The following is a 12,162-nucleotide window of genomic DNA, read 5'->3' as shown; positions in this document are numbered from 1 at the left end:
GGAGTTACTCCATGGTTTACAATGAGTTCAAGATACAGGATCTGGTTGAAACGTTGAACGATCGGGGGATGGTTAATGTTAGGTAAAGCGCGAAGTGCCTTGCGGCAAGCCTTTCGCTTCACTGCTACCGGATTGACTCTAGGGGAGAAATGGCGTCTGGCTCTTCCTGGTCCGATCCTGTCAGTCGGGGGAGTGCTCATCCACAATGTGTTCTTGAAGTATTACACGGATATCATCGGCCTCAGTCCGAAGTATGTCGCTTGGGTGTATATTATCTATAACATCTGGAACGCGATCAACGACCCGGTGCTTGGCGTATGGATCGACCGAATGAGGCATCGCGCGCAGCGTGGAAAATACGTCTATATCATGAGAGTGACGGTGCCGTTCATGATCGTTGCCTCCTTCCTCATGATGCTGTCGAATCCGGCATGGGATCAGTGGTTGATCTTTCTGCTGTATACTGCGTTGTTGTTTATTTACGACACGGCCGCAACCGCTTACAGTATAGCCTATCAATCGTTTATGCTGATCGCGGCTCCAACCAAGGAGGAACGCATCGATGTTGGTGTGATCCAGAACTATTTATCCCAGGCGATGTCATTTCTAATCACCTTGATTCCGACGCTGCTGCTCGTCGGGGACGGAAAGCAGGAGGTTATCATCCCGATCTTCTCTGCCGTAATCGTGGCGGAAGCGATATTCTTCACCTGGGCCCTGAGGGGACTGAGAGAAGATGCGTTAATGTACGAATCACTGGATAAGCAGCATATCGATACAAAAGAGGTTTACAAAGAAGCCTGGCAGATCATCAAATCCAGGCCTTTCTTAACCTTCGTTATATTTTCCATTGTCACTGGCCCCGTGTTTTTCTACTTTACGCCGTTTCTCTACTACATGGACAGCGTTGTGCAATCAACGGGCATCGAAGCTACCGTCATCGATGTGAGTACGCATGTGATTGCGCTCCTGTTCTTGCCGGTCATGGGATCTATCGTCAAAAAATATGGAACGAAGAAGAGTGTATACCTGGGGACCATCTTTGTGGTGCTCGGATACGGCGGGATCTTTCTTGCTGACGGCATATGGACCGCGGCGGCATCCTACGTTCTGATCGTTTTTGCTGTGAACTATCTTCGAACGGCAATATCTCCGGTCGGGGCGCTGCTCATCGACGAGAATGAACGCACGACCGGCGTACGGAAAACCGGGCTGTTTAACGGATTGTTCTCGTTATTCACGGTCGCCTTCTCCAGCCTGCAAACGGTTATCTTCATTAATGTGATCGGAGCATACGGATATGACGGTCTTGCGGCGGAACAGTCCGAGTCCGCCATGCTCGGCATTCGGGTAGCAACCGGCTTGATTCCGCTGGCCGCTTTTCTCCTCGGATTAATTCCGCTGGCGTTGTACCCTTTTGATAAGAAAAAAGAGGATGACATCTCCGCGTTCAGCAATAACGCTAGAAGAGGGGGGTGAAGATGTGAAGGAATCGGCGTTAAATTTGAATTTTACGATTGGCGAAGTGTCCAAAATTCTGGATATCCCGATCGATACCTTGCGTTATTACGATAAGATCGGACTCCTTCATTCCCGCAATCGGGACGCGAACAAGTACCGCTATTATGATCTTGAGCAGTTCGATTCACTTATCACGATTCGAATGCTGCGGGCAATGGATGTGTCGATCGAGCGAATCCAAGCGCTGCTTCGGGACAACAGCCTAAACGCTATGCGCAGGCTGCTCTCCGACAAGCGGCAAGACATCGATCGCCAGCGGACTTATTTGAAACATTTGTCTCACAAGCTGGAAGTGTTGGATGTCCAGCTGCAACGGTTCGATAACACGGAGGTCATTGAGCTTGTACTAAGCCACCCGTGCTGGGTGCTCCTTACCGATTCAATCATGGAGAGCGGTGATCAGGGACTCGGGAGCAAAGCGCAGCAGCAGATACGCAGAATCAATGCCAAGGAATGGCTTGCATTCTGCCATACCATATCGATTGTGTCCCAAGATAACCTTAACGCAGGCCGTTATCACAATTACCTGTACAATGGCATTCTGTCCACCTTCCCGATGGAGGATGACTCTTCCGTCTTTCAGAGACTAGAGCCTCGCTACTGTGCCAGAAAATGCGTGATTATCGGCAGGGACGACTATGCCAAGATGGATGATCACTATGATCAGATGAAAGCTTTCATTAACAATCGCGGACTAAAGATCGCGGATCATTCTCTTGAAGTCAATCTTTATAACCAGTACGACAATCATTACATTGAAATTTACATTCCGGTAGAAGAACGGTAGGAGGAAGCAGAACATGAAAAAATTAATGATCGACGGACAACGATTCTTCAATGAAGACGGCGCTCAAGTGATCCTGAACGGCATCAATCTCGTATGCAAGGATAAGGCAAAAGGATATGTTGAGCCTTGTGATGCCTCTCTGTTCGCGTGGTTTCGCGATCAAGGCTTTAACGTGGTCCGTCTAGGTTTAATATGGGATGGCGTCGAGCCGGAGCCTGGGGTCTACGACGATGCGTATCTGAACAGAATCAAGCAGCAAGTTGTATGGGCTGAGCAGCATGATCTCTATGTTTTTCTGGATATGCATCAGGATTTGTACAGCTTGCTATACGGCGACGGGGCTCCCGCATGGGCGACACTCTCCGATGATCTTCCTCATGTTACCGGTCATATTTGGAGTGACGCCTACCTGGAAAGTCCGGCTGTGAACCGTGCTCTGGATCACTTCTGGCGGAATACGCCCGCTTCCGACGGGATCGGCCTGCAGGATCACTATGCAGCGATGTGGAAGCATGCGGCACAATTTATGGCTGATTGCCCGAATATCATCGGTTATGACATGATGAACGAGCCGTACCCCGGAACAAGCGGACAGGAGGTGCTCGGCACCATCATTGGCGCATATGCGGGGCATGTGATGGGAATAGCCGACCCGAACATGGAGCAGCTTGCCGGACTCTGGTTTGACGAGGAAAAGAGGCTGGAGGTTCTTGCCGGGATGGCAGAGATGGATACGTATCGCATACTCGTTGACAGCGCCAGAGAAGCATCGCAAATCTTCGAACGGGAGGTTCTTGCGCCCTTTTTCGACAAGACAGCGGCAGCCATTCGCTCCGTTTCCCCGGACGGATTTTTGATGCTGGAAACGAGCTATTTTTCGAACATGGGGATCGAGTCCGGCTTGCAGCTTGTGCAGGATTCAGCCGGTCAAACCTTACACCATCAGGTGTTCGCACCGCACGGCTATGATTTGGTGGTCGATACGGAGCATTATGACATTTACAATCAGGATCGCGTCCAGCTGATTTTTGCTACCCATCGCAAGGTGCAGGAACGATTGAACGTGCCCCTCCTGGTCGGGGAATGGGGGGCCTTCTCCCAGCATCCGGCAACCTTTCAGCTCTCCAGGCAGATCATTGCGATATTCGAGCGCTATCTTTGGAGCAATACATACTGGTGCTGGTGCGACGGCTTCAAGGAAGCCCCATATGCCAAGGCGTTGAATCGCGCGTATCCGCAAGCGACAGCCGGCGTGCTTACAGCATACCGTTATGATCATGATAACGGCAGTTTAAGTATAGAATTCGTTTCATCCGTTGGAGAGACATTGATTTACCATCCCCATCTGGAGTCGATATCCACGAACGACGTGGCGGTTGCCGGTACGGACGCCTATCAAATCGAGCTGCGCCCTTTCCCGGATTCGAAGAGCGGCCACTTGGCGATCACCGTTCCTGATCAAGGGAATAAGATTACGATTACGATAGGGAGGTAATCTCAAGAGGGCCACAAGTCATGGCAGGCATTCCAATAAATAAGTCGGGAATAAGAAGAACCATAGGGTGAAAGCGAGGTGGGACAGACTAAAGAGCGTAGAAGCTTGTGTCCAACGTCAAAGGCAAGCCAACAAAAATAAGCAGGGCGTCCCTTGTTCTGATTTCCGATAAGGAAACAGGAATCAAGGGGACGCCCTCTCGGTTCTTTCAGAACGTGACCAATCCCATCGCTTTCTTGGCGGCAAGCAGTGTTGGGCCAGCGGTTTCGGAAGCCCGCTTCGCTCCGTCCATCAAAATGCGGTCAAGCTCGGAGGAATTCACGATTTGGTGGAACCGCTCCTGGATCGGTTGAAGTTTCTCGATGACCACTTCGGCTAATTCCTTCTTGAACGTGCCGTATCCTTGGCCTTCATACCGTTTCTCGATGACGGAGATAGCTTCCTCGGAGAATACGGAATATATTTCGATCAGATTGCTGACCGCCGGCTTCTGCTCCCAGTCATGCCGGACTTGGCCATCGGAGTCGGTAACGGCCCTGGAGAACTTCTTGCGGATATCCTCCGGCGTATCCATCATGTGGACGCAGCTGTTCTTATTCGGGTTGCTTTTGCTCATCTTCTTGGACGGATCGTCAAGCCCCATGACGCGGGAGCCAATATCCTGAATGATCGGCTCAGGCACCGTAAACGTGCGGCCATACCGGTTGTTGAAGCGCTCGGCCACATCGCGGGTCAGTTCCAGATGCTGCTTCTGGTCGTCACCGACAGGCACGTGCGTTGCCTGGTAGAGCAGCACATCCGCAGCCATGAGGACCGGATACGTAAACAACGCGGAGCTCACGGTATCTTTTCCGTCCGATTTCTCCTTGAATTGGGTCATGCGCTTTAATTCACCAAAATGCGCCTGCGTCTCCAGCAACCACCCGAGCTCTACATGCGCGGGGACCTGCGATTGCAGAAAGATCGTCGCTTTATCGGGGTTAATGCCCGACGCAATGTACAGCGCGGCAATGTCGCGCGTCCGCTGGTGCAGCTCCACAGGATCCTGATAGACCGTGATCGCATGCAGATCCGGCACGAAGAAATAGGACTCATACTCATGCTGCAGCTTCACATACTGACGGAGGGCACCTCCATATCCGCCAATATTCAAATCTCCGCTCGGCTTGATGCCTGACAACAACCGTTGCATAAAAAAACACCTCCTGATTGTTTGCGAACAACACAAAAACACCTCATCCCTCTATGGGACGAAGTGTAACTTCCGCGGTACCACCCAAATTCGACTGTACAGTCGCTCTTTAGCAATGACGAGGAAATGGGGCAATGCACCATGATTCCTGCCATATCTCCCAAAGTAACGGTGGAGAGCCGTCAAGGCCTACTGCTCCGGCACAGCTCGGAGGTTCGGGTTGAAGCGAGAAGATCCATTCACTTATTCCGGAGTACCGGGCCTCGCACCATTCGCCGGTTCGCTTGGACTCAAGAGATAAGCTACTATTTCTTCTCATAGCCGTGTGGTATGTTGTTCTTAAATTCATCTGTGCAGCTCTGTTCGATGAGAATAGAGAACAAGATGATTTGATGAGTATCATCACACAGGTGTTAGGTGAATGTCAAGAAGGAATCGGGGGGTCAGGATGAGCGATAAGGACAGAGCGATTCTTGGGGACGGATTATCCATGCTGTCGCAGTGCAGAAGGCAAACCGGGGATATCTGGCAGGCCCATTACGGAGCAGCCGCGATCGCGGGTTACTTTTTTATAAAGGCAAACCATTTGCCCGGGAAGGTCGAGGAGGCCGTTGCGGCGGAGAACCAGAGGATGATCGCCAAGTATTTGCAGACGGGAACGGCGACAGGGGAAAGCGTGAGTGTGGGAAGTGCCGAATCAAGGATTCTTGCGGCCCTTGACGATACGATTGATGGGCTGCACTGGGTCGGGCACAATGTGATCTATGCCGCAATAAGCCTGGCTGCACTCCACGAGCTTGGAGGCGGTCTACGCCATGAAGCAGCCGATATTGCGGAGTTAATCAGCTCTTTCGCGAAGACGATTCCGGGAAGGTCCTGGATCGGATATTCTGCAGCCGAGGTCAAACGGTTGACCCTGGATGAACTTGACGGGATATCGGAGATAACGGACAGCGATCAGCTGTCGGCCTTCATTTTGAACGAGCTGGCCTCTTATTCGGTGATCTACCGCGCGGAAGCCCATCATGACTTGATGGGGCATATGCTGACGTACTCGCATGCCTTAAACATCTTGTACGATCTTGGCCATCATGATTATTTCCACAGAGGCTTGCCGAGTCTGCTCAAAATCGTGAAGGTGCTCCGTGCCAGCCGCCAGCTGGATCCTGCAGAGCCGATCCGAATCGTGTCTCCGGTGGATCGGCTGCCACTCGTGGAGGCTCCAAGATCGGCTTGGCTGCCGCATCAGCCGGAGTACTGGGCGGGTATCGACGGGGATGTCATCGACTGGGACTTCGGCCATCTGTTCAAATTCCCGTTCAGTTTCTATCATCATTGGAACCGTGTGTCGGAGGCTCCGGCGAAGGCCATGGAGAATTTTCGATATATCATCCATCCGGTGCAGAGGATCATTTCCTGAAGAGAGGTAACCTTTTTCATTTAGATCGGCACTTAAGGGATAGAGACACCGAGAGGGAGGTGAAGTGAGCGTGATCCAGTGGATTGAGGAAGCCCGGAGGGGCAGTGCCGAAGCTCAGGAAAGCTTGGTCCGGCATTTTACCGGCATGGCACTGGCCGTGGCCTACGATAAGCTGCGGGATTCCCATTTGGCGGAGGACGCCGTACAGGAGGCCTTTACGGAGGCCTTTGCGAATCTGCATAAGCTGCAGGATCCCCGGCGTTTCCCCGGATGGTTCAAAGTGATCGTAGAGCGGCAGTGTTACAGGGACTTGCGCCGCAAGCAATTGCAGACGTTTCCGCTGCATGAGGTGGAGCTGCCTGCTGGAGAACAGCGTAGCTTGGAGTCGGTTGTGGAAAAGAGAGAGATGGTATGCCAGCTGCATGCCACGGTCGCCGACCTGCCATCCGGCATGCGGATAGCCGTACAGCTTTATTACTTTCAAGGCTACAGCCTGCGGGAGATCTCGCAATACTTGGACATTTCCTTGCCGGCTTTGAAGAAGCGACTTTATGATGCCCGACGGAAGCTGAAGACCACGCTGCACGTAGCCGACTTTGTATCGGTGTTCACCGATCTGTATAAGGGAGGAAAACGCATGCTGCATATCGTTAACGGGGATTCGGTAGGGGATAAGCTGAAGCAAGGGAATATTCAAGGGGACATCCTGGTGTGGAGGGAGCTTTATTCGTTTGGTCCGGTCTTCACGAAGATGGACGAGCCGGATCATCGAAGAACAAGAGCTCAGTACCTGGAGCAAACGCTGGGGATTCCGCAGAAGGAATATATCGGGACCTGCGAGTTGCAGGAGAGGAAGCTTCAGGATTTTCAGCAATATGACGAAGTTGTGCTCTGGTTTGAGCATGATCTGTTTGACCAGACCATGCTGGCCTATTTACTGCATTGGTTTAAGGAACAGTCACTGGGAAATACGAAGCTGAGTCTGCTGTGCATTGGCGCCTACCCGGGCATTGAGCTTTTTCGCGGGCTGGGGCAGCTTAGCACGGAGCAGCTCGAGACTTTATCCGGCACATGGCATGCGATTGGAGAAGAAATGCTTATGCTGGGCAGCATGTTGTGGGAAGCCTATACCTCGGATCGGCCGGAGAAACATCAGCGCATGCTGGAGGTGGATTCCTCGGCACTGCCTTTTGCGAGGGCTGCGTTTGAGGCTCATCTGGCACGGCTGCCCTCTGTGAGCCATGGACTCGGGATCATCGAGCAGACGACGTTGGAGGCTGTTGCAGGCGGAATCCATAAGCCGCATGAGTTGTTCCGAGAGGTAGGTAACCAACTCCATGTACTCGGAATGGGAGATCTGGAGTTCTGGCACTATTTGAAGAAGATGACGGAGGGACCGGTGAGTCTGCTGGCTATAGACGGTACAGCGTCGTTTCCGGACTTCAAACGGGCTGTACCCCATTTCCAAGATCGGGTGCTGCAAGTGACGAGTTTGGGGCATGAGGTACTAGCCGGTAAGACCGACTATGCCTGCACCGGAACGATCGATAAATGGGTAGGAGGTTTGCAGGTTCGAGGGAAGAATCCGTCATGGCGCTGGGACCCGGAGCGAAATTTGGTTGTGCGGATGGGCGAATCCGATTAATGAAGACATAGGAAAAGAGCGATATTGAGCAGAGTGGCGAATCCGATTAACAGTAAAATATAGCAAAAGAGCTATCCTTTCTGGCGTTAATGCCAAGCAAGGATAGCTCTTTTCATAGTTACAGATGAGAGCCGCCGGTTGCATCGACCATCTGCCCCGTGACCCAGCGCCCGTCGCTTGATGACAGAAACGCGACGACATCCGCAATATCCGACGGCAGACCGATTCGGCCAAGCGCGGACATCTCTGCGGCATGCTGCTGCCCTTCCGGCGTATGCAGCCATGCAGCATTCACGTCCGTATCCACGATGCCCGGAAGAACCGCATTCACCGTGATCCCGCGTGGACCCAGCAGCTTGGCGAGGTGCAAGGTGAACGTATTGATGGCTCCCTTGGTGATGTTGTAAGCCATGATATGCGGATAGGCGATACGCGTCACACCGGAGGAGATGTTGACGATGCGCCCGCCGTCACGCAGGAGCGGCAGAGCCTGTTGGACCAGGAAGAACGGTGCTTTTACATTAACGGCAAGCAGCTCGTCGAAGCTCTCCTCGGTCGTTTCTTCAAAGGTCTTTGAGGTTCCGATACCTGCGTTATTCACCAGAATATCGAAATGCTGGTCCCCCGTTACACGCAGCAGCTCCTCCCTCAGCGAACAAATAAGCCCCTTGGCTCCATCTACCGATTCCAACCCTGCACCTAAGGCGATAGCTCGCCCGCCTTGAACCTGTATGGTCTGGACAACCTCATCCGCAGCATCCCGGCGGTTTCCGTAATGAACAACGACCAATGCCCCTTCTTCCGCCAACCGAAGCGCGATTCCTTTGCCGATTCCTCGGCTTCCGCCTGTAACCAATGCAACTTTGTTGTCTAATCGTTTCATGAAACTCCACTCCTCTTGTTTGATTTAAAGCTACTGTACACTCTCCGGTTAGGGGGAGAGTCAAGAGGGGGATGGTTCTAGAGCTTTTTTCATGAACAAAAGTCATGTCAGATTACCGCTGCTGCAAGTATGGATGGAGGCAGGGCTGAGGCGCGCTCCGGCAGCCTATCAGGATAAGGATGGGTTACAACGCGTTGCCTTGTAAGGGAATAAGCAATTCTGCGGGGCGCTTCTTGCCATAGATATCTTTATCCGAGGTGAGATAGATTTCGAGGATCGGCTCCCGGTCCGATTGAACGAGGCCTTGGGACGAAATCCATGCTTTAAGCTCGGGTGCAACAGGACAGCTATAACCGTACGGATCACAACGATGTACAAGAGATGCGGCAGATTGAAGCATCGGCAGGTAGTCCACACGAACACGGCCATTAACAGGTATGTCCCTGGTTATGGGGATTGCGACTTCGATGTCGGCGATGTCGGCATTCTCGCTGCCGTGATCATGCCAAAGGATGGTTAACTGGCTAGCTTCCTCTTCTCCATAAGAGGTCGCATATTTCATAATCTCATCAAGCAAGAGACATAGCTGGCTGCGGGGGACTTGGTCGCGAATCGATGCGGCGAGCTGGGATGGGACTTCCCGAATACGGATGAAGCCTGCCGGATCACCGGCTTCCGATGGCTCCAAGCGCGACATTCTGCTGTTCACCTCATCCAGCTGCAGCTGGAGGGTCTGCATCGCATGTCGAAGCTCCGTCATTTTATCCGCAAGTTTGTTCTTTACGACATCGGTTCCTATATCCTCGTCAAAAAAAGCCTTGAGCTGTTCCAAGGTAAACCCCTGTTCCTTGTAGGAGGCAATCCGCTTAACGGTTAGCAGCTGCTCCTCGGAATAGTAACGGTATCCGCTTTGCTCATCAACATGGGCGGGCCTTAATAGGCCCAGCTCATCATAATAGCGCAATGTTTTGATGGAAACGCCGCTGACCTTGGCGAAAACGCTGATCTTCATCATACCGTTTGCTACCTCCTTTATGATTCGGTCTCTCATGGATAACGATATCATATCCCGCTCTCCTGCCTGCGTAAAGAACGCAGCTCGCCGGATCTGAAGGAACAACTCGGTCCCAAGACCGAGTCTGTTTTCATTCTGGGGCGGGAATTTTGTTCGGCCGGATTATCGTACAATGTGTTCAAAGAAGGTTTAGTGATATCCCCTTAATAGCAAGAAAGGAGATAAGCTGATGAACGGAACGCACGAGGATCGTCAGGCGATCCTGAGATTATTCGATTCGCTGTCCAAGGCGTGGGGAGAAGGGAATGGCCGGGCTTATGCGGAATGCTTTACCGATGATGCGGATTACGTGACGTTTAGCGGACAGCACTTGAAGGGCCGCCAAGAGATCGATGAGGTTCATCAGAAGCTGTGGGACGGGGTGCTCCGCGACTCCAAACTGGTAGCGGGACCGACCCCGACGCAGCTGCGTTTCCTGACCCCGGAGCTTGCGATAGCTCAGGCTACGGGAGCGGTGCAGCTCAGATTCCATAAGAAGCCGCCCACCGGCCGCTATTCCATTAATACCAACGTGCTGGTCAAAGTGAACGGGGAATGGAAGATATCGGCGTTTCATAACTGCCGGATTCAGAAGCCAGGCTGGATTCAGCGGATGATGATGCGTTCGAATTCAAAATCCAGCTGACATAAAAAATGTGGAGGATGAGCTTTTGAAGAAGGGTGCGCTGATTGGAAAAGGCAGGAGTGCAGAGGTCTATGAATGGGGAGAGACTCAGGCACTAAAGCTGTATTATCAAGGGTATCGCCCGGAATGGGTGACGTATGAGGCGGAGATGGGCCGCATCGTTGCGGAAGCGGGGGTCCCCGCCCCTTCGGTCTTTGACATGGTGGATATTGAAGGACGTACGGGGCTGGTGTATGAACGAATTACGGGACCGTCGATGCTGCGGCAGGTTCAATCGGCACCGCTTCAGCTAACGAAGTGCGCCCGGGATATGGCGCAGCTCCAGCATGCGACGCACAGCTGCACGACCAGCCTGCTGCCGCCGCAAAAGGAAAAGCTGGAACACGCGATTCTCGATGCAAGCGGCATCCTGCAAGAAAAAGCGCAGGCCATATGCAAGGTGCTGGATTCATTTCCGGAAGGCGATTCCATCTGCCATGGCGACTTTCACCCGGACAATGTGATCGTCGCGGAGAACGGATGCCGGGCGATCGACTGGAACAACGCTCATGTAGGTAACCCGCTATGCGACGTCGCCAGGACATCGCTCATGTTCCAATCGCCGTTTAACCCGGTCGATCAGCCGGGCATCCTGGTGCTTCCGCTTCGGATGGCCCGCATGCTGTGGAATAAAGTATACCTGAACGAGTACTGCCGATTATCCCGTGCGAAGCTGGAGGATATCGACCGGTGGATGCTGCCCGTTGCAGCGGCCAGGCTGAGAGAGGATGTTCCCGGAGAAAGAGATTGGCTGCTCAGGCTGATTGATGACCGGCTCCGTGCTTATGCGTAATGAAATCGTGATTCCTGCGGGGGAGAGCGGCTTCCATATAGGGTAAGTTCCCCGGTCACCGCACTCCGGATTCACATGCCTGTCTTCGCATCATATACCGCGGATGAGGTTCCCGTCCGGTAATAGGGGTAGCTCATATCCGTCTGCACCCGTTCCGCCGTTGCTGCATCGGTTAGCCTTTCGAGCACATATAGGCCGAGATCAATAGACGAAGACACTCCGCTGCCCGTAAAGAGACGGCCGTCCTGTACAATGCGTGCTTGAACAACTTCCTTGCAGTAGGGTGTCAATAGCTCGTAAGCCGAAGCGTTGGTGGTAGCCCGCTTGCCCTCCAGCAAGCCGGCCGCGCCCAAAAGCAGCGATCCGGTGCAGACGGATACGAGATGGTTGGCTTCCCGGGCGGTCTGCAGCCAAGTCAGCACATCGGGGTCGTATCTTAGCTCCCTCGTGGTAAAGCCGCCAGGCACGAAGAGCAGATCGTATTCCGAAAGATCCGGTTTGACCCGGGATACGACATACGCCAATCCGCGATCATCGGTGATTTGCGTGCTCAACGCGCAATAATCCCAGGATATATCCGATTCGGGACGGATGCGGGCAAGCCGGGTCATGACTTCGGTGAAGCCGATCAGGTCCAGCGCCGTCATGCCATGGAATAGAATGAAAGCCATTTTCATCAAAAACACC

The 12,162-nt window shown here is 52.9% G+C and carries 11 protein-coding genes and 1 other annotated feature; of the genes, 7 read left to right on the top strand and 4 right to left on the bottom strand.

Translation table 11 applies throughout. The annotated features are described in order from the left end of the window. The first annotated feature begins 75 nt into the window (after positions 1–75). The 3 genes from P0X86_RS31710 to P0X86_RS31700 are packed head-to-tail and all read left to right on the top strand — an operon-like array spanning position 76 to position 3,803. A complete protein-coding gene (locus P0X86_RS31710; RefSeq protein WP_277747332.1) occupies positions 76–1,479 on the top strand; it encodes an MFS transporter in 1,404 nt (467 codons plus the stop codon). Positions 1,480–1,483: 4 nt separating this feature from the next. Then, positions 1,484–2,308 (top strand): MerR family DNA-binding transcriptional regulator, encoded by an 825-nt coding sequence (locus P0X86_RS31705; RefSeq protein WP_277747331.1) that lies wholly within the window; start codon positions 1,484–1,486, stop codon positions 2,306–2,308. A 13-nt stretch (positions 2,309–2,321) separates the two neighbouring features. Then, a complete protein-coding gene (locus tag P0X86_RS31700; protein ID WP_277747330.1) occupies positions 2,322–3,803 on the top strand; it encodes a cellulase family glycosylhydrolase in 1,482 nt (493 codons plus the stop codon). Between the two features lie 208 nt (positions 3,804–4,011). Here P0X86_RS31700 and trpS read toward each other — a convergent pair whose 3' ends face one another. Further along, positions 4,012–4,995 (bottom strand): tryptophan--tRNA ligase, encoded by a 984-nt coding sequence (gene trpS / locus P0X86_RS31695; protein WP_119850894.1) that lies wholly within the window; start codon positions 4,993–4,995, stop codon positions 4,012–4,014. Positions 4,996–5,046: 51 nt separating this feature from the next. After that, positions 5,047–5,323 (bottom strand) — a binding site (T-box leader). Between the two features lie 120 nt (positions 5,324–5,443). Between trpS and P0X86_RS31690 the strand changes: the two genes are divergently transcribed. Both P0X86_RS31690 and P0X86_RS31685 read left to right on the top strand, forming a co-directional pair. Beyond that, the gene (locus P0X86_RS31690; RefSeq protein ID WP_277747329.1) at positions 5,444–6,415 is read left to right on the top strand and encodes a hypothetical protein; all 972 of its coding nucleotides are present in this window, start codon (positions 5,444–5,446) and stop codon (positions 6,413–6,415) included. Positions 6,416–6,479: 64 nt separating this feature from the next. After that, a complete protein-coding gene (locus tag P0X86_RS31685; protein ID WP_481858223.1) occupies positions 6,480–8,060 on the top strand; it encodes a sigma-70 family RNA polymerase sigma factor in 1,581 nt (526 codons plus the stop codon). Between the two features lie 118 nt (positions 8,061–8,178). Here P0X86_RS31685 and P0X86_RS31680 read toward each other — a convergent pair whose 3' ends face one another. Both P0X86_RS31680 and P0X86_RS31675 read right to left on the bottom strand, forming a co-directional pair. Next, entirely contained in the window at positions 8,179–8,943 is a 765-nt protein-coding gene (locus P0X86_RS31680; protein ID WP_277747327.1) for an SDR family oxidoreductase, read from the bottom strand. 184 nt (positions 8,944–9,127) lie between these two features. Next, entirely contained in the window at positions 9,128–9,958 is an 831-nt protein-coding gene (locus P0X86_RS31675; protein WP_277747326.1) for a MerR family transcriptional regulator, read from the bottom strand. A gap of 229 nt (positions 9,959–10,187) precedes the next feature. Between P0X86_RS31675 and P0X86_RS31670 the strand changes: the two genes are divergently transcribed. Then, the gene (locus tag P0X86_RS31670; RefSeq protein WP_277747325.1) at positions 10,188–10,643 is read left to right on the top strand and encodes an SgcJ/EcaC family oxidoreductase; all 456 of its coding nucleotides are present in this window, start codon (positions 10,188–10,190) and stop codon (positions 10,641–10,643) included. Positions 10,644–10,668: 25 nt separating this feature from the next. Beyond that, on the top strand, positions 10,669–11,475 hold the full coding sequence (locus tag P0X86_RS31665; protein ID WP_277747324.1) for a phosphotransferase family protein: 807 nt from the start codon (positions 10,669–10,671) through the stop codon (positions 11,473–11,475). A gap of 71 nt (positions 11,476–11,546) precedes the next feature. Here the strand turns inward: P0X86_RS31665 and P0X86_RS31660 are convergent, their stop codons facing one another. After that, a complete protein-coding gene (locus tag P0X86_RS31660) occupies positions 11,547–12,152 on the bottom strand; it encodes a DJ-1/PfpI family protein (RefSeq protein ID WP_119850900.1) in 606 nt (201 codons plus the stop codon). Positions 12,153–12,162: the final 10 nt, after the last annotated feature.

Source organism: Paenibacillus sp. BR1-192 (assembly GCF_029542445.1).
GTDB classification, from domain to species: Bacteria; Bacillota; Bacilli; order Paenibacillales; family Paenibacillaceae; genus Paenibacillus_AQ; species Paenibacillus_AQ lautus_A.
This window is presented reverse-complemented; position numbering and strand designations above follow the sequence as displayed.

Coding starts and splice junctions, on each gene's coding strand:
- P0X86_RS31710 (WP_277747332.1), top strand. CDS start 76: ATGTTAGGTAAAGCGCGAAGTGCCTTGCGGCAAGCCTTTCGCTTCACT.
- P0X86_RS31700 (WP_277747330.1), top strand. CDS start 2,322: ATGAAAAAATTAATGATCGACGGACAACGATTCTTCAATGAAGACGGC.
- trpS (WP_119850894.1), bottom strand. CDS start 4,995: ATGCAACGGTTGTTGTCAGGCATCAAGCCGAGCGGAGATTTGAATATT.
- P0X86_RS31690 (WP_277747329.1), top strand. CDS start 5,444: ATGAGCGATAAGGACAGAGCGATTCTTGGGGACGGATTATCCATGCTG.
- P0X86_RS31680 (WP_277747327.1), bottom strand. CDS start 8,943: ATGAAACGATTAGACAACAAAGTTGCATTGGTTACAGGCGGAAGCCGA.
- P0X86_RS31675 (WP_277747326.1), bottom strand. CDS start 9,958: ATGATGAAGATCAGCGTTTTCGCCAAGGTCAGCGGCGTTTCCATCAAA.
- P0X86_RS31670 (WP_277747325.1), top strand. CDS start 10,188: ATGAACGGAACGCACGAGGATCGTCAGGCGATCCTGAGATTATTCGAT.
- P0X86_RS31660 (WP_119850900.1), bottom strand. CDS start 12,152: ATGAAAATGGCTTTCATTCTATTCCATGGCATGACGGCGCTGGACCTG.